This is a genomic window from Bacillus sp. TH17 (assembly GCF_016651125.1).
Lineage (GTDB): Bacteria > Bacillota > Bacilli > Bacillales > Bacillaceae_G > Bacillus_A > Bacillus_A mycoides.
In genome coordinates this window covers 3,236,195-3,261,314 of the sequence record NZ_JAEKEN010000001.1, presented here as the reverse complement: position 1 = coordinate 3,261,314, position 25,120 = coordinate 3,236,195, and the positions used below count along the sequence as shown (strand labels likewise).

Annotated in this window: 31 protein-coding genes and 1 pseudogene; 26 read left to right on the top strand and 6 right to left on the bottom strand. The window is 35.7% G+C overall.

Going from position 1 to position 25,120, the window contains the following annotated elements; genetic code table 11:
* Positions 1 to 2 precede the first annotated feature (2 nt).
* The 3 genes and pseudogenes from JFT95_RS16510 (at position 3) to JFT95_RS16500 (ending at position 793) form a co-directional block, all read left to right on the top strand.
* Positions 3 to 192: pseudogene (locus JFT95_RS16510) on the top strand (hypothetical protein).
* Positions 167 to 529: a cell division protein SepF gene (locus JFT95_RS16505; RefSeq protein WP_201052825.1), complete on the top strand. Its 363-nt coding sequence runs from the start codon at positions 167 to 169 to the stop codon at positions 527 to 529. The pseudogene JFT95_RS16510 and the gene JFT95_RS16505 overlap by 26 nt, the downstream one beginning before the upstream one ends.
* 72 nt (positions 530 to 601) lie before the next feature.
* Complete coding sequence (locus JFT95_RS16500) at positions 602 to 793, top strand: DUF3954 domain-containing protein (RefSeq protein WP_000512858.1); 192 nt, start codon at positions 602 to 604, stop codon at positions 791 to 793.
* A gap of 69 nt (positions 794 to 862) precedes the next feature.
* Here JFT95_RS16500 and JFT95_RS16495 read toward each other — a convergent pair whose 3' ends face one another.
* Positions 863 to 1,273 carry an S-Ena type endospore appendage gene (locus JFT95_RS16495; protein ID WP_002088127.1) on the bottom strand — a complete coding sequence of 137 codons (411 nt, stop codon included), beginning with the start codon at positions 1,271 to 1,273 and terminating at the stop codon, positions 863 to 865.
* A gap of 73 nt (positions 1,274 to 1,346) precedes the next feature.
* Positions 1,347 to 1,679: an S-Ena type endospore appendage gene (locus tag JFT95_RS16490; RefSeq protein WP_002088126.1), complete on the bottom strand. Its 333-nt coding sequence runs from the start codon at positions 1,677 to 1,679 to the stop codon at positions 1,347 to 1,349.
* A 214-nt stretch (positions 1,680 to 1,893) separates the two neighbouring features.
* Between JFT95_RS16490 and JFT95_RS16485 the strand changes: the two genes are divergently transcribed.
* Positions 1,894 to 2,493 carry a hypothetical protein gene (locus JFT95_RS16485; RefSeq protein WP_201052823.1) on the top strand — a complete coding sequence of 200 codons (600 nt, stop codon included), beginning with the start codon at positions 1,894 to 1,896 and terminating at the stop codon, positions 2,491 to 2,493.
* Positions 2,494 to 3,610: 1,117 nt separating this feature from the next.
* Here JFT95_RS16485 and JFT95_RS16480 read toward each other — a convergent pair.
* Positions 3,611 to 3,898 carry a hypothetical protein gene (locus JFT95_RS16480; RefSeq protein WP_016092208.1) on the bottom strand — a complete coding sequence of 96 codons (288 nt, stop codon included), beginning with the start codon at positions 3,896 to 3,898 and terminating at the stop codon, positions 3,611 to 3,613.
* A gap of 452 nt (positions 3,899 to 4,350) precedes the next feature.
* Entirely contained in the window at positions 4,351 to 5,385 is a 1,035-nt protein-coding gene (locus JFT95_RS16475) for a BclA C-terminal domain-containing protein (RefSeq protein WP_201052822.1), read from the bottom strand.
* 394 nt (positions 5,386 to 5,779) lie between these two features.
* On the opposite strand from JFT95_RS16475, the gene JFT95_RS16470 reads away from it, so the two are divergent.
* A complete protein-coding gene (locus JFT95_RS16470) occupies positions 5,780 to 5,953 on the top strand; it encodes a hypothetical protein (protein ID WP_002088119.1) in 174 nt (57 codons plus the stop codon).
* A 120-nt stretch (positions 5,954 to 6,073) separates the two neighbouring features.
* Here the strand turns inward: JFT95_RS16470 and JFT95_RS16465 are convergent, their stop codons facing one another.
* Positions 6,074 to 6,289 carry a spore germination protein gene (locus JFT95_RS16465; RefSeq protein WP_002066656.1) on the bottom strand — a complete coding sequence of 72 codons (216 nt, stop codon included), beginning with the start codon at positions 6,287 to 6,289 and terminating at the stop codon, positions 6,074 to 6,076.
* Positions 6,290 to 7,111: 822 nt separating this feature from the next.
* On the opposite strand from JFT95_RS16465, the gene ltrA reads away from it, so the two are divergent.
* The 6 genes from ltrA (at position 7,112) to JFT95_RS16430 (ending at position 11,308) form a co-directional block, all read left to right on the top strand.
* Positions 7,112 to 8,911, top strand: a complete 1,800-nt coding sequence (ltrA, locus tag JFT95_RS16460) for a group II intron reverse transcriptase/maturase (protein WP_201052093.1) — start codon at positions 7,112 to 7,114, stop codon at positions 8,909 to 8,911.
* Between the two features lie 229 nt (positions 8,912 to 9,140).
* Positions 9,141 to 9,263: a DUF3983 domain-containing protein gene (locus JFT95_RS16450; RefSeq protein ID WP_085960919.1), complete on the top strand. Its 123-nt coding sequence runs from the start codon at positions 9,141 to 9,143 to the stop codon at positions 9,261 to 9,263.
* Positions 9,264 to 9,376: 113 nt separating this feature from the next.
* The gene (locus tag JFT95_RS16445; RefSeq protein ID WP_002066658.1) at positions 9,377 to 9,547 is read left to right on the top strand and encodes a hypothetical protein; all 171 of its coding nucleotides are present in this window, start codon (positions 9,377 to 9,379) and stop codon (positions 9,545 to 9,547) included.
* Positions 9,548 to 9,575: 28 nt separating this feature from the next.
* Entirely contained in the window at positions 9,576 to 10,058 is a 483-nt protein-coding gene (locus JFT95_RS16440) for an ArpU family phage packaging/lysis transcriptional regulator (protein ID WP_002142886.1), read from the top strand.
* Entirely contained in the window at positions 10,058 to 10,600 is a 543-nt protein-coding gene (locus JFT95_RS16435; protein WP_002066661.1) for a site-specific integrase, read from the top strand. Before JFT95_RS16440 ends, JFT95_RS16435 begins: the two co-directional genes overlap by 1 nt.
* 474 nt (positions 10,601 to 11,074) lie before the next feature.
* Positions 11,075 to 11,308 (top strand): hemolysin XhlA family protein, encoded by a 234-nt coding sequence (locus tag JFT95_RS16430; RefSeq protein WP_016079324.1) that lies wholly within the window; start codon positions 11,075 to 11,077, stop codon positions 11,306 to 11,308.
* A gap of 337 nt (positions 11,309 to 11,645) precedes the next feature.
* On the opposite strand, the gene JFT95_RS16425 is transcribed toward JFT95_RS16430, so the two are convergent.
* Complete coding sequence (locus tag JFT95_RS16425; RefSeq protein ID WP_201052821.1) at positions 11,646 to 11,975, bottom strand: WGxxGxxG family protein; 330 nt, start codon at positions 11,973 to 11,975, stop codon at positions 11,646 to 11,648.
* 346 nt (positions 11,976 to 12,321) lie between these two features.
* Here JFT95_RS16425 and JFT95_RS16420 point away from each other — a divergent pair, with 346 nt between their 5' ends.
* From JFT95_RS16420 to JFT95_RS16350, 15 genes are all read left to right on the top strand, one after another.
* On the top strand, positions 12,322 to 12,837 hold the full coding sequence (locus tag JFT95_RS16420; RefSeq protein ID WP_000512143.1) for a DUF3231 family protein: 516 nt from the start codon (positions 12,322 to 12,324) through the stop codon (positions 12,835 to 12,837).
* A gap of 478 nt (positions 12,838 to 13,315) precedes the next feature.
* Positions 13,316 to 13,489 carry a hypothetical protein gene (locus JFT95_RS16415; protein WP_201052820.1) on the top strand — a complete coding sequence of 58 codons (174 nt, stop codon included), beginning with the start codon at positions 13,316 to 13,318 and terminating at the stop codon, positions 13,487 to 13,489.
* Positions 13,482 to 13,817, top strand: coding sequence for an HNH endonuclease (locus JFT95_RS16410; RefSeq protein ID WP_201052819.1), 336 nt, complete (start codon positions 13,482 to 13,484; stop codon positions 13,815 to 13,817). The genes JFT95_RS16415 and JFT95_RS16410 overlap by 8 nt, the downstream gene beginning before the upstream one ends.
* A 125-nt stretch (positions 13,818 to 13,942) precedes the next feature.
* Positions 13,943 to 14,254, top strand: a complete 312-nt coding sequence (locus JFT95_RS16405) for a P27 family phage terminase small subunit (RefSeq protein WP_002088105.1) — start codon at positions 13,943 to 13,945, stop codon at positions 14,252 to 14,254.
* Complete coding sequence (locus JFT95_RS16400) at positions 14,251 to 15,918, top strand: terminase large subunit domain-containing protein (protein ID WP_201052817.1); 1,668 nt, start codon at positions 14,251 to 14,253, stop codon at positions 15,916 to 15,918. The genes JFT95_RS16405 and JFT95_RS16400 overlap by 4 nt, the downstream gene beginning before the upstream one ends.
* Positions 15,919 to 15,926: 8 nt before the next feature.
* Positions 15,927 to 17,072: a phage portal protein gene (locus tag JFT95_RS16395; RefSeq protein WP_098403612.1), complete on the top strand. Its 1,146-nt coding sequence runs from the start codon at positions 15,927 to 15,929 to the stop codon at positions 17,070 to 17,072.
* Positions 17,072 to 17,815 carry a head maturation protease, ClpP-related gene (locus JFT95_RS16390; protein WP_201053669.1) on the top strand — a complete coding sequence of 248 codons (744 nt, stop codon included), beginning with the start codon at positions 17,072 to 17,074 and terminating at the stop codon, positions 17,813 to 17,815. Before JFT95_RS16395 ends, JFT95_RS16390 begins: the two co-directional genes overlap by 1 nt.
* Positions 17,816 to 17,818: 3 nt before the next feature.
* Positions 17,819 to 18,970 (top strand): phage major capsid protein, encoded by a 1,152-nt coding sequence (locus tag JFT95_RS16385; RefSeq protein ID WP_078177842.1) that lies wholly within the window; start codon positions 17,819 to 17,821, stop codon positions 18,968 to 18,970.
* Between the two features lie 12 nt (positions 18,971 to 18,982).
* Positions 18,983 to 19,276 (top strand): hypothetical protein, encoded by a 294-nt coding sequence (locus tag JFT95_RS16380; protein WP_061688561.1) that lies wholly within the window; start codon positions 18,983 to 18,985, stop codon positions 19,274 to 19,276.
* 1 nt (position 19,277) lies between these two features.
* Positions 19,278 to 19,643 (top strand): phage head closure protein, encoded by a 366-nt coding sequence (locus JFT95_RS16375; protein WP_061688560.1) that lies wholly within the window; start codon positions 19,278 to 19,280, stop codon positions 19,641 to 19,643.
* A gap of 1 nt (position 19,644) precedes the next feature.
* Complete coding sequence (locus JFT95_RS16370; protein ID WP_078177844.1) at positions 19,645 to 19,989, top strand: HK97 gp10 family phage protein; 345 nt, start codon at positions 19,645 to 19,647, stop codon at positions 19,987 to 19,989.
* Positions 19,986 to 20,318: a hypothetical protein gene (locus tag JFT95_RS16365; protein WP_002088092.1), complete on the top strand. Its 333-nt coding sequence runs from the start codon at positions 19,986 to 19,988 to the stop codon at positions 20,316 to 20,318. Before JFT95_RS16370 ends, JFT95_RS16365 begins: the two co-directional genes overlap by 4 nt.
* Positions 20,319 to 20,912 carry a major tail protein gene (locus tag JFT95_RS16360; RefSeq protein WP_201052815.1) on the top strand — a complete coding sequence of 198 codons (594 nt, stop codon included), beginning with the start codon at positions 20,319 to 20,321 and terminating at the stop codon, positions 20,910 to 20,912.
* Positions 20,913 to 20,918: 6 nt separating this feature from the next.
* Entirely contained in the window at positions 20,919 to 21,281 is a 363-nt protein-coding gene (locus tag JFT95_RS16355) for a hypothetical protein (protein ID WP_078177845.1), read from the top strand.
* A 231-nt stretch (positions 21,282 to 21,512) separates the two neighbouring features.
* Positions 21,513 to 25,103, top strand: a complete 3,591-nt coding sequence (locus JFT95_RS16350) for a phage tail tape measure protein (protein WP_201052814.1) — start codon at positions 21,513 to 21,515, stop codon at positions 25,101 to 25,103.
* The last annotated feature ends 17 nt before the right edge of the window (positions 25,104 to 25,120 follow it).

Here is a 25,120-nt window from a genome sequence, read left to right as displayed (position 1 = left end):
TCATGTTGTTACGGCAGGAAGTAGAGCGTAGAAAACTAGCAATTATTCGTAAATTATTGGGATTAGGATTAACTGAAATTAACGGACAAACATTAGATCAACTAACGTTAACGCAGCTTGAAGGAATTTTAATAGCAAGCTTGCAGGTATTGGAGGGGAAAAAACAATGCCAAAGCAATTAACAATTTTTGACGTGGAACCAGTTGTATCATTTGATCCTAAGAAAGCTCATATTCAATGTTTGAATTCAAAATTACGGTATGCAGATGTGGTTGTACAAATACCACGTCAAGCCAAAGCGATTGATGAATTAAAACCAACGACAGCGCCTGATGAGCGGTATGAGTTATTTGAAGATTACGCAATTGGAATTTGGCGTTATAAGCGAGCGGAGGACAAGAATTTTGTATGGGAAGAAGCGGAAGAAATTTGTAAGCGAGCAAGAGATGAAAAAGAGCCGATTCCAATTCGGCTCCATCTATCACTGGAACAATTATTTGTTCCGGAAAATGTTTTGCAATATTTATAGACAAATAAAAAAAGCTGAGATCACTCTCAACTTACTCCGACAAAGTAATTATAACATATGGGAGTGATCTTGATGGGAATTAGAAAAGAAAATCTTGTAGAAATGACGGCTGAAATAGATTTGAAAACAAACGGAATATATGTTGTTAAAAATGGTCAAGTCCAACTAATAGAACCACCTCAAGGTGGATTTGGTGAACAATCATTTGTATATCAAAGTGGAAAAGTAATTCGGATGGAAGAACGAAAAACACAGTTATTATAATCAAATTTGAATTTTATTAAGAAACAAGGAAGAGATTTGGAGGGATATGTATAAGTCCCTTCATAATATTCATAGGGACTTTATAGTGAAATTTATATCTAAACAAAATTTTCCGCTTGCACTACCGGGTTCGGTGAGAAGAATGGTAACTACTTTGATGTCTCCAATTGTTTTGGAAATCGAATTTCCAGGAGGGATTGTGAAAAGAATTGAGTTACCAGTGTTTTGTTGCACATTAACTTCAATAAGTGAGCTTTGTATACTGTTAAAAATCGTGACAGTAGCAGTAACAGGTTGATCAATTCTCTTTTCCCAAACTTCTAGAAAGGTAATGTTGTCACTAAGTAAAAAGTTACCACAAATGTCATTGCATACAATTTTTCGTTCTTCTTGTGGTTTGGGTAATACATCACAGACTGGGATAGGAAAAGCACAAGGGATTGTAATGGAGTATTTAAAATCCCTAAATTTTTTTTTCATATATAATGCCTCATTTCTATAAATTGAAAAAGATATTAACCCAAAAATGAATTAATATCTTTTTCTTTAAAAGCTAAGCTACTTGACGGGCAGCATCAACACAAACTCTACCACTAACAGGTTGGCCAGCGGTACCAGAAAAGGCATCCAATGTTCCTATGTTTGACACAAAAACAGTTTGACTATTTCCTGGAGTTATTGGGCCAATAATGTTTGTACCATTATTCGCTAAAAAAGCAGTAATAGTACCACTTGTAGGATTATTAGTTAAAGTAACATAGCCAGAAAGGACTGGACCTCCAGTATTATTAAATACTACAGCTCCACCCACTTCATCACCTCCAGTTGTAGTGAAAGTATTGCATGTAGAAACAGATACAAATTGTGGGTCTGGACAACAACACATATACATCATCCTTTCATTTATTAGATGGTGATTATTGGAATAATAAAGATCCTTTCATTTATTAGATGCTTGTTTTTAATATAGGTCACGGCTCTTAGGAAGTTGGTTCAAATACAAGGGAAGTTACGTATTATATTGATTGCAACAAGAAGTGACTTATTACGAGTGACTTATAACAAAAGCGTTATTTGAATACAAAAGGGGGAAATGAGAAATGGAATACATTGAAAAAGCAACTAAAGATATTAGAGAAAATTGGTTTGAAGATCATGTAGCTGAAATTCAAGGTGAAGAAGGATTGCAGGTTATTTACTGGGGCAAGCCTGGAACGAATATGTATCGCACTAAATTTGTTCTTTCAGGATACAACGTGTTCGTTTCTGGTGATATTGGAGAAGCGGTGTATAACCTTACATGTCCAGCGACATTAGCAAACATCAAGGGATTCAATTTAGGATATTTCACTGAAAAGTTAACAGCATTTTGTGAGGAACGTTGGAATTTCGATGAAGAAAAGGCTAAAAAGGAACTTGATGAATATTGGAAAGAATACAACATGAATGAAACGGAAGATGGACAAGAAGTATATGACGGCATTATTTCAGCAATCGGTGAGAGTTCATCTATGGAAAGTTACCACTTTTGGTTGAGTGATGTCTATCATAATAGCTCATTAGATTCTGACACGATGGAAGATGTTTGGAATTTCGGTGAAAGGTTACCACGTCGCTTAATTGGTTATTGGTTAGGGCTGCAAATGGCAATTGAACAATTAGAGAAAAACAAACCTGCAGCAGAAGAAGTGACTTTATAACAAAATAGTTATTTTAATTAAAAAGCAGTTAGCTTTTGCTAGCTGCTTCACTCACAGGGAGTTCTCTTTATGTAATTTAGATAAAGAAGCTAGCCATTAAAAATATAGCTCCTATCAAAATTAGAGAATCAACTAAAATCAAGAACTGTTTTTTCTGTGGTTTTCGAACTTCCTTTATTAATCTAAAAACTGCACTTATTCCGAAACAGATGTATAACAAAATCATTATTGTTTTTATCATTATTAACACTCCTAATATATTGATAATTTAATTATATAACGAAAAATATATCCATGTAAGTTTTTAACAAAATCCTTATTTAAATAGAAAATGACAGCTGAAATGTCGAGGACGTATCAGCTGTCACTGGAATAGATATTAACTTTTATTATTAGGTATTTTAGTTGGCATTTTTGCTCTTGTTTCTAGAAGAGATTGTACCAAATATTGCTCCAGAAATTGCTCCAATTAAAGTCATAAAAATTGCACTCCATGCTGCAAATGACATAATTACACCTCCTAATAATAAATTGTTGTAACTATATATTTTATTATATCTGAATTAATGAATGTAAGGTAGGGAAAAGGTTAGAAAACTAAACAAAATCGTTATTTTATCTTAAATAAAAAAGAGCACACTTATATGTGTGCTCTCAAATGAGAAAGGTAGAATGCTATGAATGGAAAGCTTCCATACAATAACATATGCTTGTCCGGTTTAAATGTGAGAAGTTTTTAATAAAAACGCTATTTTAGTAGAAAATATTAAAAAAAGGACCCACATTGAGGGGGTGAGTCCTTTTACTAAAGCTAAGCATATAGAGATTACGTATATATTACCAAAAATGGAATCTGATTTCTATATGTTAGATGTTGAGAAAAAATCACTTGGCACAACAAAGTAGCCAGCTTAATCAGCTAACCACTTGTTGTACAAAAGAAAATTAGGCCCTACAAGTTAGTATGTGTAACTTTAAGTTACAGTTATAGTGTAAACCAGATTGGAAATGTTATAAGGAAGTGAACTTAATAAATACTTCATTTTGTAGAAATTCTCCGTACTCAAAAGAGCACTATATAGTAATGCTTTTCAAATTAAAGACTTTATTAATAACTTTAGTACGGCGTAGGAAGTTGAGTCCCTGGTGGTCTCCACCAAGACTCAACGGTTTTCCAAGCGGTATTATAATTGTAACCTCTTCCCATCAAGTATCCTATGGCAACAGCTTCTGTTAATGCATGTCGATAGCCAAGATGCTGGGCTTCTCGTAACCCATGACTAACAGCTGGAGTTATTATAGTAAGAGTTTGTTGTTGAAGGTTATGTGATTGTGGATATAAGGATTGCTGAGGCTCTCGATAATAATCAATAGGGGTATAAGATTGTTGATTGTTGATGTCCATATTAACACTCCTCTCTTTTGATTAAAATAATGATCAATTATGGATTTTAGATACTTAATAATTTATGCGGGTATGGGTTGTTTGAGGAATGGGCAATAAACATGTGTTTTTAATCTTCTAAAATAAATTTATTAGAAGGTAAGTTATAGGATATAGCTATATTAAAATGAATTGGCTAAAAGAAGAAGACAAGAGGCGACATAATTGCTATAACACTTGGTGAGGATTGGTATAAAAATTTCATTTTGTAGAATAGATGAAACTAAAAAAGAGCACTTACTTACGGTGCTCTTTAGGGGAAAAGTGAAATGTTGAAAAGTAGATTAGGGTTTCTTGCTTCGAAATAATATATGACCATTTCAACGTAATGTGAAAATGAATCACTAATGCTAAATACTTGTTGAAAAAAGAATCCTTTCTAGATTATTGACTGCCAGAGCTTCAAGGAATAATTAATTTAACTTTTCAATTACAATTGAAGCATTTATATTGGTTTGTGTTCCACCCGCTAAAGTCTGCAAAGTAACTGCAGCAGCGGAAGTATGATTATTAAGGGTAAGAATATCATCTGCGGCTAAAGTGAGAACTGTTTGCCCATTGTTTTGTTGAGTTCCTGCACCTGATCCATAAACGGAGTTGGTAACGGGAGCCCCGTTTAAAAAGAGTGCAAATTGATTAGGCTCAACTCCTGATACAGAAAAAGAAATTTTATAATCTCCCGCATTAATAACTGTCATCTGAGAAGTTCCAAGAGTATGAGTAAAACCGGATGTGATTGTGCCGTGTGAATTAAAAAGAATAGGTGCTTCTAAGGCAATAACTTGAGCTGCTGTATTGAAAACATAAGCATACTGAGATAAACCAGATGTTGTAAGCCCAGAAGGCCCGGTTGGCCCGGAAGATCCTGTCGCTCCAGTTATTCCGGTCGGTCCCGTAGGTCCTGGAGGTCCACCGGAAGATCCTGTCGCTCCAGTTATTCCGGTCGGTCCCGTAGGTCCTGGAGGTCCACCGGAAGATCCTGTCGCTCCAGTTATTCCGGTCGGTCCCGTAGGTCCTGGAGGTCCACCGGAAGATCCTGTCGCTCCAGTTATTCCGGTCGGTCCCGTAGGTCCTGGAGGTCCACCGGAAGATCCTGTCGCTCCAGTTATTCCGGTCGGTCCCGTAGGTCCTGGAGGTCCACCGGAAGATCCCGTCGCTCCAGTTATTCCGGTCGGTCCCGTAGGTCCTGGAGGTCCACCGGAAGATCCTGTCGCTCCAGTTATTCCGGTCGGTCCCGTAGGTCCTGGAGGTCCACCGGAAGATCCTGTCGCTCCAGTTATTCCGGTTGGTCCCGTAGGTCCTGGAGGTCCACCGGAAGATCCTGTCGCTCCAGTTATTCCGGTAGGCCCTGAAGATCCTGTCGCTCCAGTCATTCCAGTAGGCCCTATTTGAGGCAAAGGAAAGGCACATGGAAAGGGTATGTGACAATTCTTTTTAAATTTACTCATTTTTACACCTCCCTCATAAATGAACTAACGATACTATAACAACTTATGAGTAAACCGACACACAGGTGTAAGGAAAAAAACTATGAAAATCAAAACAGGCCTTAAGAGTAAGACTCTATTTCGCATCCCATACCAAAAAGAGCACTAAACATAAGTGCTCTTCGGACCAAAACTCTTAATGTAAAAGAGTACGTGATACCATATGTAATTTTTTCATGGGGCGTGAAGTATTTGAACGAAATCGCTATTTTAATTTCAAACAAAAGAGCAGCTAGCAAAAGCTAACTGCTTAATACAGAGAAGAGAAGAACTACAGGGACAGTTAAATGAGTTCTGGCTTATTGCCTGTGTATAGCATTTGCGAATTATTAAATTTTATTCAGGAGGAATGGATTTGAAAAGATATCGCGTTGAATTTAATGAAACTAAATCTTATGAAGCATTTGTGGAAGCACCTGATCTAGATAAAGCAATTGATAAAGTACGTAATGGTCTTGTGGAGGATGAAGAACTAATTGAAAAAGATGTAATTATAGATGAGATGTACTTACAGAATAAGAGCAGCTAGCAAAAGCTAACTGCTTAGTCTTAAAGAAGATCTAAATGGTTACAGTACATTAAAGATGGGTTATCTATAGTATGGACGGGATATTGAGTTTTATTCAGGGGGAGAAGGGAGTGAATAAATTTAAGCTGTCCCAACTTGATTTTGGTCTGCAACATCAGCATCAAATGTGTTTGTTGCGCTAACACCGCTAAAGGTATTGACAACAAAACCAACATTTGATGCCCCTGAACCATTATAAGATTTTGTATTCTCTTTTGGAGAAACGTTATAAAAATCGCCTAAGTTGAAAGAACCAGCACTATTTTGTACGACAAGGTTTGCTACAACTGAGGGCATAGTATTCACCTACTTTCCTAAAAAAATATTTAAATTAGCATATGGTGTATTCGTCTAGAGGTTCATTTGGATCTAAGAATTCGAAGTTATGGCTTGTGAAGATTTTAATAAAATAATCCTTTGTGCGACACGTTTCCTCATAAGTGTGCAAACACGAAGTAGGAGGGTTATTAATTTGATAACAACAACTGTTTGACTGAAAGTAGGAATGAAAGCCGTCAGGTTGAGCTGAAACTACTTATCTAATACTCCTACATGCAAGGCGTGATAGTAGTCACAAATTGTATGAAGCTAGGTGAAGTCGGCTGAACAAAACCTAAGTGAGAAATCATATGGTAATGGATAGGTCGGGATGCTACAAAATATCTATGGTGAGAATGTCTAAAATAACGGACTGGCGAACTTGCGAATGTACGGGTCTAAATTATTAATACAATAGAAATTTGTATGTCGTCAATGATGACGTTATCTACCGAAAAGTAAGAGTAAAGGATACGAAATTCGGAACATCTAACGATGAGGGTGTAAAGATAACAGGCTTAAAGCAAGCACCTAAGGATATATGTATAGCTAAGTCAATCGGAACGTGGTAAGCAAGAAACTGTCACCAACGCCTACTAGCGGACAGATGCATATAAGGTTCTAACGAACCGAAATTGCTTCATTCTTGTGAAGGTGGGGACAAAGTACCGACGAAGCATGTAACGAATGTGGAGGGATAGTCCCTAGTCTTGTTCTTTGAAAACTAAATTAACTAGATGTAACTCACAGGATCGAGTAAGATGATGGGACTTTTCGTAAGAAAGGGGAAATAATACATCGGTGAGTACAACATTACGACATGCAGAATATTACGATATACAAAAAGTGTTCGATGATTTATACCAACGTAGTGAAAATAACGCTACTAAAGGTGTAAATCTATATAAATACATCATATCAAAAGAAAATATTCTATTGGCATATAGAAGTATAAAGGCTAACAGTGGTTCTAAAACTGAAGGAACAGATGGTATCACAATCGACCATTATAAAATGGAAGATGTAAATTCCTTCGTTGACGATATTAGAAAAACTCTCACAAATTACAAACCAAATACGGTACGTAGGGTAGAAATACCTAAACCTAATGGGAAGAAACGCCCATTAGGAATCCCTACAATGAGAGATAGATTGATTCAACAAATGTTCAAACAGGTTCTAGAACCAATATGCGAGGCAAAATTCCACAAGCATTCATATGGATTCAGACCTAACAGGTCAACACACCATGCAATGGCTAGGTGTCAATATCTGATAAACAGAGGAAGATTTAGTCACGTAGTAGACATTGATATACAAGGTTTCTTTGACAACGTGAACCATTCCAAGTTATTAAAACAACTATACAACATAGGCATAACTGATAAAAGGGTGCTGACAATTATCTCTAAAATGTTAAAAGCACCAATCAAAGGAAAAGGTATTCCTACAAAAGGAACTCCGCAAGGAGGAATCCTAAGCCCATTACTTAGTAATGTTGTATTAAACGATTTGGATTGGTGGATATCTAGGCAATGGGAGAATATTAAAACAAGAAGACCATACACAACAGCAACCAAAAATCCATTGCTGATAAAAACAAAATTGAAGAAAATGCATATCGTTAGATACGCAGATGATTTTAAAATATTTACTAACAATCATCAATCTGCAATCAAAATATTCCATGCAGTAGAAGGTTATCTTAAAAATCAATTAAACCTTAATATATCTAATGAAAAATCGACTATAACTAACCTAAAAAGAAAATCTTCCGATTTTCTGGGGTTCTCTATCAAATCTGTTAAAAAGCGCGAAAGATATGTGGCAAACACACATGTAAGCGAGAAAAAGAAAAAGGATATCCTTGAAAAAGCAAAGACAAGGATTAAAGCAATTCAAAAAAGCCCATCAGGGAAAACAGTACAGGACTATAACTCTTATGTGCTTGGTATAAAAAATTATTACAAAATTGCAACACATGTAACTATAGACTTTGCTGAAATAGCCTTTCGTCTCTCGAAAACTTTGTTTAATCGTCTAAAGTCAATAGGGAAATATAAGATTCCTACCAATGCGAATGCATTATACAAAAGAACTCATAGGAACAATTATAGAACCTTTGAAATAGCAGGCAATCATGTATATCCACTAGCGGACATACAAACACGATTCCCTCAAAGTTTTAGTCAAGACATATGCAATTATACTAAGCAAGGAAGACAAAAACTCATCAAAATCCTAAAAGGTAACATTGCCAATGAAATGCAAAAGATGTTGCTATCCTCCAATAAAGGACAAAGCATGGAGTATACAGATAACAGAATATCCAGGTATTCCATGCAAAATGGTAAATGCGCTGTCATCGGAATCTTCTTAATAGCTGAAGATGTGCACTGTCACCATAAAATACCGAAAGGTATGGGAGGAACTGACGAGTTTAATAACCTGATTATTGTACATGAATTTGTCCACAGATTGATTCACGCTACAAATGACGAGACGATTAGAACATATATGAGAATTCTTCAATTGAACGATAAACAATTGAAGAAAATAAACAAACTCCGTAAAGCTTGTAATCTAGTTACTTTAGTATAAAAGGATAAGATGGGGCGCTGTATGCGATGAAAGTCGCACGTACAGTGCTAAGCGGGGGAAAAGATGGAGATAACTTCAAAGTCTTACCTATCGCAACTGTGGGGAAAAGGCCTTTATAAAATAGGTACAATTCACGTTTAGATTATTTTTGAATGTAATATAGGTATCAAGAGGAGTGAAACGCTCCAAAATGGAAATGAGAGACGTTTGCATGAAAGGGATGAGAGGAATGGCAAATGCAAAGAAAAAGAAAATAAGAAAAGCTATCGCTCGTCGTGCGATAGACGTTGATAAATACCAAGTTAACAAAGCTTGGAGAAACATCTTTGTGCAGGCTGGTATTATCAAATAAATGAAAACAGAATACAGTCCGGCTAGAAAACTAGAGGATACCAATTTTTAGAGCAGCAATAGAGCTGTTTTAAGAAATGGTGTCCTTTTTATTTTGAAAAGGGAGATGGAGAAATGAAGGTGCTAAGGGATCAATTGCGTGAGTGGAATAAGCAATCAAAACAAGCGAAGAAGAAAAACAAGAAAAAACAAAAAGAGAAATTAAGCACTCGTGACATTGAAGATTTAATGGGGATTCGTGGACCACGTTATGAACGTAGACGTGGAGCTTTAAGACAAAAGTAATTAAAAAATAAAAAGGGGTGGTCTTTACATGACTAAACAATTATCTTTCTTACCAAAAATCGATAGAACGGCAACACAAGAGGAATTAGAAGGTGTGTTGGAAAGTGTACGTATACATAGACAATTTGGGATGATGCGTAAAGAAATGAAAGTCACTCCTTCTTATGAAATGCGCGAGCACGGTCCTACACATGCAGTTGGTAAGCCATTAGAAGATGTTGCCATAGCGAATATTCAACAAAGTAAACGTGAAGAATGGCTCGAAAGAATGTCATTACGTATTGATCAATTTCTAAATCGATTAGGAAACGGACGTGCAGGAAGTATCCAAAGGGATATTATTTGTAAACGTTATTTAGAAGAAGAGGATGTATGTGATTACATGGTTTATAACGAAATCGGAATGTCAGAGCGTACTTACCGCCGTTGGAAGTCTAAAGCATTTTATAAACTAGCTTTTGCACTTGGATTAGAAGTTTACGAGACAGAAGAGACTGGAGGTAATGAATAATGAATTTTGTTCAACCAATACGTAATCCAGAGCAAATACAACAGATAAAAGAATATTTGAAAGAAAAGAGTGACCGTAATTATATCTTATTCGTGATGGGAATTAATACAGGGTTACGTATAAGTGATATTTTAAAACTAAAGGTTGGAGATTTAAAAAGCAGCCACATCTCAATGCGTGAAATGAAGACAGGTAAGCAGAAGCGTATACAGATTACAACAGCACTAAAGAGAGAGCTTAAATGGTTCAATGAAAATAGAGAAGAGGATGAGTACCTATTAAAAAGTAGACAAGGGAAGAATCGTCCGATTGGTCGCAGTATGGCATATAAGATATTAAGTGGAGCTGCAGCAGAGTTTGGATTAGATGAGATAGGGACGCATACATTGAGAAAGACGTATGGGTATCACATGTACATGCAAACCAAAAACATAGCATTACTTATGGAGATATTCAATCACTCGTCAGAGAAGGTCACGTTACGTTATATAGGTGTAAATCAAGATGCAATGGATAAAGCAATGAGTAGATTTAAAATCTAAGCATTGTTTTTTCTTTTTAATCTATACAGTTACGCATAATTTTCTTACTGTGTAACTCAAAAGAGAAAGTGTTATAAAACTATGAATAGCAAGGGCTGTAGCGTTTGACTCAGTTACACAGAATATAAGATATGGGTAAGTGAAGAAAAGGCATAAAAAAGGAGCGTAGTTCGTCAAACAGATGTAATGCTCTATTACTTTTAAGTTAAGAAATTCATTGCTTCTGATTAATTGCATCTGTTTTTTGTGATTGTTGTGATTTGAACCATAATATTGCCATAAATCTTTTTTTACTTATAAACTTGCCAGAAGTTTTAATATAAAGCATAAAGTTGCCGTGTTTTTTATTAATGTAGCTTGATGGGCAGGTGGTGCAACCCTAATAGATTTGGGACCTCTCTTTGTATCAACATTCTTTAATTATCATATACATATAAAGTATTAAAATTAAATTTAAAAGGAGAAATATGTTATATGACAAAATTGGAGGAACTAGAAAAAGATTTTAATCAAATGAAACTAGATTTAAAAGCTATACAACATGATATGAAAAATTTAGAAACAAGAATACTAGTAGCTGAAAAGGATGTTTTAACTATTAATAAACAATTAGATAAAATTAGTGCAAATACTACATGGATTTTACGATTAATCATAAGCGGATTGTTAACAGGAGTACTTGGTGTAGTAGCAAAAACCCTGTTATAGGAAAAAAAGGATGTTTGTCAATCAAAACGGATCTAGCGAAGCAAAGAGATTATTTGATTTGATTAATTAGCGTGGGAGCCCTTCAAGGATTGAGGGGCTCAAAGGGTACATTCTTTACTGTGGATGTGGTTTACATATATTTTGACAGTCATAGAAATTACCTCCTGTTCTTAACAAGCAATAGGTGAAACAGTCTTGGACAGTGAGGTTATAGGAGGATTGCCACAAACCGAAAGAACCATAAGCCTGCCCAAGCGGCAAAATTATGGTTCAAATCACAATTGTAATTGATTTTAAAAAAATAAATATCTTTTAAAATTAATTACAATGTTCTACATTAACGTCTTTCGGGATCATTGTCTTTTTTTCTAAGACCAAATAATCCTACTAGTCCCAATAAACCAAGCCAAGCCCAATTATTATTTTTATTACGATTATCATTTAAATCATTTGTCGTATTTACATTTCGAGTTCTCACATCATTATTTACTCTATTCATGTGATAGTCATTAACTCTATTCGTGTTATAGTCATTAACTCGAGTTGTATTATTGTTATTGTTAACTCTATTCGTATTATATCCATCGTATTCAGCATGGACGCTTGTACCAAAAACCATAATAGTTAGTAATAGGGCACCTAAAATAGATGAAAGTTTTTTCTTCATGTTTTTCCCTCCTTTCGTATTTAGTAATGTCTCCAGTTCTTTTAGACAATATTCGGTTGAAAATATATAAAACCATTTGAATTGAAATTATGATAAACATCTTTAATTTTCATTATTAAAAGTACTTAATAATAATGGATTAGGTTAATTGAAATGTATTTATTCTTTATAAGAATAAATTTTTGGTAATGGTACATTCTATGAGAGGTAATTACTATATTTGGGTAAGGTGTTCCTTATGAGTTATAAGAACTTATTTTCTTTAATCAAGAACATGATTGGGAAAATTTTTTCTATAGTAAGTATTGTTGCTAAAAGTCTAATTTCTTTAAGGAGGAATATTTTTATGGGTATTTTAAGTGGAAATCCACAAAATGAACCAATGCACTACGGAGAAGTCTTTGGGATTTGGAGTTATCTTGCAGCGGCACAAGGCGCGATTGCTGGATATCAAGTTCTTATTAACCATACAGGAGACGAGGATTTAAAGAAATTTTTAGAGAACCTTGTAGAGAATGATATCCAATCAGAAGTTGAAGAATTAAAAAATATCTTGAAATTGAACGGTGTTGCATTACCACCAGCACCTCCAGAAAGACCAGTTGCATCTATTGAAACGATTCCTCCTGGTGCTCGTATTAATGATGCAGAAATTGCAGCTAAAGTTTCTATGGATCTTGCTGCTGGCTTAGTAGCATGTAGTCAAGCTATGGGACAATCTCTTCGAGAAGATGTTGGAATGATGTTTGGTCAATTTCATATGAAAAAAGCACAAGCTGGAGCTATATTACTTCGTCTGAATAAGAAAAAAGGTTGGATTATTCCGCCTCCATTACATGTTCTACAATCAGATCAAGCATAATACTTGAATTAAATTCAATCTACTCTTTATGGCTGTTGCCTTGAGGGTGTCTAGGAAAATAAAGGCTATTAGTAAATTAGAATAAGTGGCAGAGTTGTGACCGCTTTTTGGCAGTATATGTGCCGGTTGTTTTGGAATTAACGTGTTATATTTGTATTGTGAGTAATGGCGGAAAACATTTCTCTCAAAATTCCTGATAAATGAAAATGGATCGTCATGACCGGTGACGATGGTTGAAGATTGGATGACCAGGTGTTTCTTGATTCCACATTCAATTGCAATTTACGTTGTGTAAACGGAGAAGGGCTTTTGCTCTTCTTCCAATTACTTAATAATATTAATGCAAATATACGTAAACAAAATTAAGTGATTGGAAGAAGAATAAAACTTCATTTACCGTAATTGAAGTGTAAACTAATACTTAAATAAAAAGCATCCATTCGGGTGCTTTTTATTTTATAGATAAGGAGTGAGGATAATGTGTGAGTATAAGTATCAAGTGTTAGATAGTGATACTACTTCTTTCTATTCTGATGATAAGCAATTTATTCAGGAAGTATCAGATACTTTCTATTGCGAGAAGTGCCTTGATATTCAACGCCGAGAGAAGCGGATTGATACGGATGTGATAGAGGTAAAGGATAGTGAATGAATACAAAACCAAACAACAGAAGCGTAAGTTCTATGACAGTGGTGAGTGGAAGAGTACACGCGAACAAGTAAAGAAACGTGACAACTATGAGTGCCAGGAATGTAAACGTAACGGCCGAGTACAAACTGATACCAATGAATACAGTGAGAGCGCAAAGCGTAAGAAGATACAGCTCGTTGTCCATCATATAAAAGAACTAGAACATCATCCTGATCTTGCATTAGACATAGACAACCTTGAAACAGTGTGTGTAAATTGCCATAACAAAGAACATGGAAGAATGTACGAAAAGAAACAAAATAAATGGGAACATGATGAGAAATGGTGAAAATACAACAAAAATAACACCCCCCCTTAAAATATTTCATGAAAAATTCGTCTTAGGGGCACCGGAGGAGGGGGTTAACTGTCAGGTTTTTTTCGGAATTACGCACGTAAGGGGTGGGTGGGTAGATGGCTGTTAGTATTGTAAGGTTAAAAGAACAGCTCATGAATAGTATTGATATTACAGATTTAGTAGAAGTTGAGAAGGTAGAAAGATATATTGATCTTGTCAAAGCATTTAGAAAAATAAATAAAACTATTAATAAAGAAGGCGAGTCCGTAACAGTAAAAAACGGTTCTCAAGTTTTTGTTAAAGCCCACCCTCTTATAGGTGAGAGGAATAAAATTAACAGTTCTTTAATTGCATTAGGGAGAGATATAAAGTTTGTTGTTAAGAATACTATCCCTAATGCAGGTTATAGCAAAAGTGATCTTACATGATTAAGCAAAAGTATGTGGAAGAATATATTGAACTTTATCGAAGTGGGAAAGTAAAGTTCAATAAAGAAAGAGAACGGTTAATTGAATATCTAGAAAAACATGTTTTAAACAGAGACGATTTGTATTTTGATGATGAAATGATTGAGGATTGTATCAACTTCGGCGAGAAGTGGTATTTTCCATTGCAGCCATTTCAAAAATTCTTAATAGCATTCGTCTTTTTATTTTATAAGAAAAATGGACGTGTATTTTATCGTAAATTCCTATGGATGTTAGGACGTGGTGGCGGTAAAAACGGCCTGATTTCTGTTATTATTCACTTTTTAATTAGTGAATTACATGGCATTCCAGAGTATAACATTTCAGTTGTAGCGAATAGTGAAGAACAAGCAAAAACAAGCCCTGACGAAGTTCATAAATGTGTGAAGAAGAATGAGGTCTTGAAAAGAGCCTTTAAAACAACGTTAACTCAAACAGTTTCAAAGGCTACTGAAAGTGTACTGAAGTTTAGAACTTCAAATGGAGATACAAAAGATGGTTTGCGTGATGGTGCGGTTGTATTTGATGAAATACATCAATACGAAAGCAATAAAGATGTCCGTGTTCATATCAGTGGTTTAGGGAAAAAGAAAAACCCACGTGAATTTTACATTGGTACAGATGGATATGTTCGTGACGGTTTCTTAGATAAACAAAAAGAAAAGGCAATGAAGGTATTAAACGGCGAAGCACGTCCGAATGCTGTCTTTCCTTTTATTTGTAAATTGAATGACGAAACTGAAGTAGATGATCTTGATAATTGGGAGCTTGCGAATCCCATGTTATCTAAGCCTTTAAGTGAGTATGCTGAAGGGTTACTTGAAACAATTAAGGAAGAATATGAAGATTTAGAAGACGACCCTAGTAATAGAGAGGAGTTCATGACAAAGCGTATGAACTTACCTGTTACTAATTTAGAACGCTCTGTTGCAAAATGGTCAGAAATTCTTGCTACAGACCGACCGTTTCCAGATTTACACGGACAAGAATGCATTGGTTCATTAGACTTTGCAAGTATCCGAGATTTCGCAGCGTGTGGTCTTTTATTTAGACAATCTGGTGAGTATCTTTTCAAAACACATTCCTTTGTACGAAAAGAATTTGTTGATATTTATTATGGATATTCCAAAAAAGCAGGCGAGTTCAAAAAACAGAAGTTTGCGCCAATAAAAGAATGGGAAGAGCACGGTTTACTAACTGTTGTGGACGAGCCGACCATCAATCCTCAACACATCGTTAATTGGTTTGTAAAAATGCGTGAACAATATGGTATTAAGAAAATTATAGCTGATAACTTCCGGATGGAAGCAATCAGACCTTTATTAGTTGCGGAAGGATTCGAAATAGAAGTTATAAGAAATCCTAAAGCAATTCATAGTTTATTAGCACCACGGATTGAAATGGCATTTGCAAATGAGCAGATTATTTTCGGCGATAACCCTCTTATGCGTTGGTACACGCAAAACGTATTGGTTGTTATCAAAGGTGACGGAAATAAAATATATGAAAAGAAAGAACCGGTGCGAAGAAAAACTGACGGATTCCAAAGTTTTGTTCATGCTCTTTATCGAGCAGATGAAATACGAGAAGTAGCAGATTTCATATTAAGCGATATTAAATTTTAATAAAGGGGGTGGTAACCATTGGATGGTTAGGTTCAGTATTTAAAAGAAATAAAGAGCTAGAATTTATGCTAGATCTGGATTTGATTGCCGATACAGCAAACAGGCTTCATATGAAACGATTAGCACTTGATACATGCGTATCTTTTCTAGGAAGAACGATTAGTCAATCTGAATTCAGAGTAAGAAACGGTAAAGTATTTGAAAAGAATGAGCTATATTATCGATTAAACGTTAGACCGAACAAAAACATGACAGCAAGCACTTTCTGGGAAAGATTTATTCGTAAACTTATTTATGATAATGAATGCTTAGTCATACAAGCTGATGATGGTGATTTACTTATTGCCGATGGATTTCGACATAATGAGTATGCTGTGTTTGAAGATACTTTTACCGATGTAATAGTAAAAGATTACACGTTTAAGAGAAATTTTAAACAAAGCGAAGTAATTCACTTAAAGTATCGGAACGATAAATTATCCCCACTTATCGATGGGTTATTTGCGGATTACGGAGATTTATTTGGTAGGATATTAAACTCGCAGAAGCGTAAAAATCAAGTTCGTGGCACAGTTGATATGGATATGATTAGTGCCAAAACAGAAGAACAAATAGCGAAGTTACAAGAGTTTATAGACAACATGTATAAGTCAATTGGTTCAAAAGATATAGCTATTGTTCCGCAACAAAAGGGTATTAATTATAACGAAATATATAATGGTGTTGCGAATGGACCAAGTGTGGAAGAAATCAACAAAGTAACCAGTGGCTTTTTAAATCAAGTAGCAATGGCTATCGGTATTCCAACAGCTTTATTATATGGGGAAATGGCTGATGTAGAGAAGCAAACGAAAAATTACATGCTTTTCACAGTAAGGCCATTATTAAAAAAGCTATCTGATGAAGCAAATGTTAAATTCTTTGAAATGAATGAATATCTTTCAGGACAAAAGATTGAAGTTAAGGCTGTTTCTTACCAAAGTATATTTGACCTTGCAACAAGTATTGATAAACTCATTTCTTCAAGTGCATTTACAGGAAATGAGATTCGTTCAGAAGTAGATTATGAAGATTCGGATGATCCGAACTTAAATGTTCATCACATTACGAAAAACTATACAAGATTAGATGAATCTGAAGGAGGTGAGAAATGATGGAACATGTGAATATGAATAAGCTTTTAAATTTAAAACGAGATATTCGTTTTGAAGCTAAAGGAGAAAATGAGTATAAATTAACTGTTTATGGATCAATTGGTGGATGGTTTAGTGAAAATAATGCTGAAGTAGTAAGAAGAAAAATTCAAGATGTTAAAGCAGAAAAAATTCACGTTCATATTAATTCGGGTGGAGGTTCCGCGTTCGATGGTGTAGCAATTTGTAATCAGTTAAAGCAGCACAATGCAGAAATTATAGTTCATATTGATGGTTGGGCAGCTAGTGCCGCATCTGTAATTGCTATGGCAGGTGATAAAATCATTATGCCTAGCAATACCATGATGATGATTCATCAAGCAAGTACCTTTGAATATGGAAATGCAGATTTTTTTGAAAAAACAGCACGAGATTTACGAAAGATTGATTCAGCTTTAGCGGCATCTTATAAAAAACGTTTTGTTGGAACAGACGAAGAATTAAAACAGCTTTTAAAAGATGAAACTTGGCTAACAGCAGAGGAAGCAGTTGCTCTTGGTTTAGCTGATGAAATTGCTGATGAAATTGCAATTGATGATACGCAAGAAGATGAAGAAGAGGAAATTGTAGAAAATTTCAAAGAAGATTTAATAGCAAAGTATACGAAACAACCAAATAATCAAAATCCAAAAGAGCCTATTCAAGAGCCTGTTGATACAAAACAGAATCTGAGTACGCTCTTTTTAAATCTAGGAGGAAAATAAAACATGGTGATTAAATTTAATAATTTTGAAGATAAGAAAATAGCATTTGCGAAAGCAACACAGGATGGTACAGCGGAAGAACAATCGGCAGCATTGAACTCCATGATTGAGGCACTTGCTACAGATGTCCGCTCAGATATCTTGAATCAAGTCAATGAATCTATTGTAGACCGTTCTATTATGCAGTCTCGTGGTTCTAATGTATTAACAAGTGAGGAAATGAAATTCTTTAATGCAGTTGTTCAAGATGGTGGATTTAAAGATACTGAAACATTACCTAAGACAACACAAGAACGGATTTTTGATGATTTAGTTCAAGGTCATCCGTTGTTAGAACATATCGGATTAGAAAACTTAGGTGCTGTGACAGAATTTATCTATGGAGATCCAGAAGGTGCAGCTGTATGGGGACCATTATTCGGTGATATTAAAGGGCAACTAAATGCTACATTCCGAAAAGAGTCTATCTCTCAACTTAAATTAACGGCATTTATCCCATTGGCAAATGACATGCTTAAACTTGGTCCAGTGTGGGTGGAACGCTATGTTCGTACAATGATTTCAGAAGCTATGTCTGTAGGTTTAGAACGTGGATTCGTAATTGGTACAGGTAAAGATGAACCTATCGGATTGTTAAAAGATCCAAGTGGGAGTGTTGTTGGAGGAGTATATCCAGATAAAAAAACAGCAGGGACTTTAACATTTGAACCAGGTCGAAAAACAATCAATGAATTAAAAGGAGTTGTTAAATTACTGGCTAAAAAGCTAAATCCTGATGGTAAAACTGATGCAGACAGACCAAAAAATATTGCTGGGAAAGTAGTTATGGTAACAAATCCGTTTGATACTTTTGATATCCAAGCAAATGCAACAATTCAAAATGCAGCTGGAGTGTATGTGACAAGCTTACCGTTCAATCCAACTCCTACAGAATCAGTGTTTGTACCTCAAGGTAAGGTGCTGTTTTTTGTTAAAGGAGAGTATATTGCAGCGATGGGTGGAACTGAACCAATTAAAAAGTATGAAGAAACATTAGCTTTAGAAGATGCAACACTTTATATTGCAAAACAATATGCTACGGGTAAGCCGAAGGACAAATATACTTCACAAGTTTACACATTAAGCCTTGAGGAAACACCACCAGCAACTAAATAAGGAATGATGTGAATGGAAACAGTAATTTCAAATGAAATATTACAGCAATTCAAAGATAGGATGCGATTAGGCGATGATGAAGACGACAACCTAAGACGCATCTTATTTGCATCTAATAAAGATTTAATTAGGGTTTGTGGTAATTACGACCTTAATAAAGACGAGGTGTTCAAGGAATTAGTCTTTGAACGCTCTCGTTATGTTTATAACGATGCTCTAGAGTATTTTGACAAGAATTTTTTAAGTCAGATTAATAGTTTAAGCATTGAAAAGGCTTTAGAAGAAATTAAGTTGGGCGGTGAATAAAATGCGTCCTTTTCAGTATAAAAAGCCACTGAATACAGGTGATTTTAGAAATCGAATTATTTTTGAGCAGCCTGAAGTAATAAAAGATGAATTAAATCAAGAAATTGAAACTGGTAATTGGCAAGAAGTTAAAACAGCATGGGCGATGATAAAAACGATAAAAGGTTCAGAGTACATTGAAGCTTCGGCTTCACAGTCCACGCGAATTTATAGGTTTGTAATTCCTTACACAGCGGGAATTACAGAATTAATGAGAATTATTTTGAAGGATAAAACAGGACATAGAACCTTCGATATAATCGAACCGCCAATGAATGATGATGAAATGTATCAAACATTGACCATTATCGCAAAGGAGCATACTTAATATGAATGATTTTACTAGTGAGATTGCTAGAGAATTACAAAGGTATGCAAATGTTGTAGAAGAAAACTTAGAAAATGAAATTGATGAAGTGGGCGATATTGCTGTAGGTAAATTAAAGCAAAATAGTCCTAAAAAAACAGGTGCTTATCGTAAAGGATGGCGTAAGAAAAAAGAAGGTAATGGTGTTGTCCTTCATAATACGCAAGGACAATTAACGCATCTTTTAGAAAAGGGACATGCGAAAGTCGGTGGTGGTCGAGTTCCAGCACAAGTTCATATTCGTCCAGTTGAAGAGTATGTAATTGATGAATTGCCAAAACGTATCGAAAGGGCGGTTCAACAATGACATTAGGAGAACTAACAAAAATTCTTGAAGCTACAGGTTATCCTGTGGCTTATTCGCATTTCACAGCAACACCAACTAATCCTGTTCCAGCACCACCTTATATTTGCTTTCTTGTGGACGGTTCAGCCAATCTCATGGCTGATAATAAGGTCTATCACAAGATAAATGATTTAAATATAGAGCTTTATACAAATAGAAAAGATTCAGTTGCAGAAGCCAAGCTTGAACAAGTCCTGGACGATCATGAAATACCATATGATTCGCCATTCGAAGGGATTATTGAAACAGAAAAAATATATCAAAAATTTTATGAAACGAGGTTGATGTAAATGAATGAAAATAAGGTAACATTCGGTTTGAAAAATGTACATTATGTGCCATTAGATACTAAGGATTTTTTAGTTAAATTCGGGACACCAACTCCATTACCCGGTGGAGTTGAACTAACTTTTGAGCCACGCGGTGATTTAATTGAATTCTATGCAGATGACATGCTTTATTACGCGGCAAGTAATAACCAAGGGTACGATGGAGCATTAAATATTGCTACTATTCCAGAGCAATTTGCTATTGATGCACTTGGTGAGGAATTAGACGAAACGGATGGCGTATTAAATGAATTAGCTGATGCAAAAGGAAAACCATTCGCCTTGTTATTTGAGTTTGATGGTGATGTGAAAGCAACCCGTCATGTTATGTATAACTGTTCAGCGAGTCGTCCAACGATTGCATCTAAAACAAAAACAAGTTCTGCTGAACCAAATACAAATGAACTGAAGTTTGTTTCTATTCCAATTGTTTTAGCGCCTGGTGGAAGACCAATGGTTAAAACGAAAACGACTGCTAAAACAACACAAGCAATTTATAACGACTGGTACAAAAAAGTATATGTAAAAACACCGGCAGCACCAAAAGGGGCGTAATTATAAATGGAAAAGACAATTACTATAGATGGAAAACAAGTTCGATTAAAAAGCACAGCGGCAACAGTTAAACGATATAAAGCGCAATTCAGACGTAATTTATTTGCAGATATGATGGGGTTAGGAGCAATTAATGCGTTAACTACGCCAGGTGGATCAGAACAACCTATTGATATGTCTAATGTTGATATAAGTAAAGTGGACTTTGAACTTATTTATGACTTGACTTGGTTATTCGCTAAAACGGCTGATTCAAATATTTCTGATCCTATGACGTGGTTGGATGAATTTGAAGAATTCCCAATTGAAGAAATCATGCCAGAAATCATGGAATTAGTTCAAGTCACTATGGGAGCAAAAAAAAAATAACAGGAAATGATGAAAAGCAAGGGACATTCAGTGATGAAGAATTAACCACTGATTTGTTCCTTGCTCTTTGTTATAAAGCAAAATTAACGTATTGGGATTTAGAAACCATGACAATCGGCGATTGCTTTGATTATATTGCTGAATTTGCTGAAATGGAAAATCCAGATAAAGAAAAAGTAAGAAAAGCGAATCAAAAAGATTACGATTCTTTCTAAGAAATGAGGTGAAAATATGGCAGGAAGAATTAAAGGGATTACGATAGAAATCGGTGGGAATACTCAACCGTTACAAAATGCTCTAAAAGATGTTAATAAGCAAAGTGATTCTTTGGCAAAAGAACTAAAAGATGTTGAACGGTTGCTAAAGTTTGATCCAGGTAATGTGGAAGCATTAGCGCAAAAACAAAAATTATTAACACAACAAATTGAGAATACAACTGAAAAACTAGATAAGTTAAAGGCTGCTGAACAACAAGTACAGGCCCAATTTCAAAACGGTAAGATTTCTGAAGAACAATATCGTGCTTTTAGGCGTGAAATTGAATTTACAGAAGGGTCACTTAATGGCTTAAAAAACAAACTTGGTAATATGAAGGCCGAACAGGAAAGTGTAGCAAGTTCAACCAGGCAGTTAGAAACTTTATTCCACGCTACAGGGAAAAGCGTTGATGATTTTGCTAGTGCATTAGGTAATCGTCTTGTGAATGCAATTAAAAGTGGAACGGCTACAAGTAGACAGCTAGAACAAGCAATTGGAATTATCGGCCGAGAAGCATTAGGAACAGAAGCTGATATTGAGAAATTACAACGAGCTCTTCGATCTGTGGATGCTGGAAACTCAATACAACAAGTGCGAAATGAATTAAGAGATTTACAGCAAGAAGCCGGAAGAACAGAGAAGAAGTTTGAAGGACTAAAGGTAGGATTAGAAAACGTCATAGGTGGTATGGCTGCCGGTGGTGGTATTGCAACTGCGATTGAAAAAGCAATGGATATGTCAAAGTTGAAAACTAAGATTGATATAACATTCGATGTTCCAGAGTCCTCTAAAAAATTAGTGGAAGAAGCAATAAGAGGCGTAACCGCTTATGGGGTGGATGCTGAAGAGTCGCTTGCTGGTGTACGTAGACAATGGGCTTTAAATAAAGACATTAGTGATGAAGCGAATGCATCTATAGTAAAGGGAGCTGCAACAATCGCGCAATCATATGAAGGAATAGATTTTACAGAATTAATTCAAGAAACATACGAAATAGGTAGTGAATTAGGGATAACTCAAGAAAGTGCTCTTGGTATGGTTGATGCGTTGTTAAAAATGGGATTTCCACCAGAGCAACTAGATATCATTGCCGAATACGGAAGTCAGCTGACTCGTGCAGGTTTTAAAGCTGAAGAAGTCCAAGCGATTATGGAAGCGGGGGTTGAAACGGGTAGTTGGAATATCGACAACATGTTAGATGGGCTGAAGGAGGGGCGAATCCAACTAACTGAATTTGCTCAAGGTGCGGATAAAGCTTTAAAAGAAGCACTTGATGGATCAGGCATTGCAACTGAACAAATAGAAAAATGGGGTGCAGCTGTCGCTAAAGGTGGAAGTGACGGTTCGAAAGCTATGGTGGAAGTAGCTAAAGCGATAGAAGGAATAGAAGATCCTGTTAAAAAGAATCAAGTAGGGGTTAAAGTTCTAGCCACTATGTTTGAAGACCAAGGACAAAATTTAACTAATACTTTAATAAACGCTTCAGAAAAAACAGTAGACTTCCAGAAGAATCAGGATAAATTAAATGAATCCATAAAAAAAATGGATACAAGTCCAGCAGTTAAGTTTCAAAAAGCAATGCAAGATTTACAAGTTGCACTCAAACCTGTTCTTAGTGTTATAGCTGATGTTATTTCTAAAGTAGCAGAATGGATTTCTAACAATCCTAAATTAGCAGCCACATTAACAGCTGTTGCAATGGCTATTGGTATAATCTCAGGTGCAATTATTGCACTTGCTCCTATAGTCATGACAGTCATGAGCTTCTTTGAGATTGGAGCTTTAGCAGCAGCTGGACTTGTTGCCGGTATTCCTCTTCTTATAGCAGCTTTAGCAGCTATAGGAATTGCCATTTATAAAAACTGGGACGATATAAAAAATTGGACCATAGAAGCCTGGGATTCTATTAAAGAATATTTGATAGAACTTTGGGACGGTATCGTTCAATCATCTAGCGAAGCCTGGAATTCATTTTTAGAAACAATGCATTCATCTTTTGATCCGATAGGTCAATTTTTTAGTGATTTGTGGACAGGTATAGGTGAAATATGTAGTAGTACATGGAATTCTATTGTTGAATTCTTTTCTGGAGCTTGGGCTTCATTCACTGAAATGATGCATAGTTTCTTTGATCCGATAGGAGAATTCTTTAGTAATCTATGGTCTGGGATTGCTGAAACAGCTTCCTCTTGGTGGACATCTTTAGTTACAACAGCTTCTGAACTGTGGGGAACACTCGTACAAACTTGGCAAGACACTTGGAATACCATTCTTACTGTTTTAGATCCAATCATTTCATTTATGGCAACAGTTTTGGAAGCAGGTTGGCTGCTTATTCAAGCAGGAGCGCAAATCGCATGGGCAGCTATAAGTCAGTATATTATTCAGCCAATCCAAGATGCTTACAATTGGGTAAGTAAACAAATTGGCGAATTGGTTACTTGGCTTGGTACACAATGGGAAATCGCAAAAGCTGTGGCACAAATTGCATGGGGGTTATTTAAACAATATATTATTCAGCCCGTCCTAGATATTTGGAACTTTGTAAAAGAAAAATTCGGAGATTTAATATCTTGGTTAGGTTCGCAATGGGAGCTTGCTAAATCTTATACTCTTGTGGCTTGGAATCTGATAAAACAGTATGTTATCCAACCTGTTCAAGACTTGTGGAATGCAACCAAGCAAAAGCTTGGTGACCTAGCAAATTGGATATTAAGTAACTGGGAAACGATAAAATCTTATACACTTACAGCTTGGAATTTGGTGAAAAAATATGTAATTGATCCGGTAACAGAAGCGTATAATCAAGCCAAGCAAAAATTTACCGACTTATATAATTCAGCGAAAGAAAAATTTGATGCGGCTAAACGTAATATTATTGATCCAATCAAAGAAGCGGTTGGTAAGGTAGAAGAGTTTATTGGGAAAATCAAGGGATTCTTTGAAGGTTTAAAGTTGAAAATCCCTAAACCTGAAATGCCACCTCTTCCACATTTCAGCTTACAAACAAGTACAAAAAATGTTTTAGGAAAAGATATTACATTTCCATCTGGACTCGATATAGATTGGCGAGCAAAAGGTGGTATCTTCACCAAACCGACTATCTTTGGAATGAATGGCGGAAACTTGCAAGGTGCTGGTGAAGCTGGGGATGAAGCCGTTTTACCTTTAAACAAAAAGACACTTGGAGCTATTGGTGCTGGAATCGTAGCGGCCATGCCACAAGAACAATTTAGTATGCCAGGAGACATAAATCAACTAATGGGTGACATGAGCCGTATGATGGCTAGTTCTGCAAGCCAATTAGCAGGGTTAAAGACTGTCATAAGTGGCGTATATGGAAGCATGTCAAATAGCAGACAAGCTATGACAAATAGTCCTACAAATCAGATATTCAATTATTCACCTGGACAATCGGATGGCAATGGAGCTATTCCAACACAAAGTGGCGGTTTAGTGATCGAAGTACCTGTGATTTTAGAGGGTAGAGATGTGGCCCATGGGACATATAAATACACAACGGAATATCAAGATAGAGAAGCAAACAGAAACTCAGCCTTTTAGGTTTGAGTTTCTTTTAT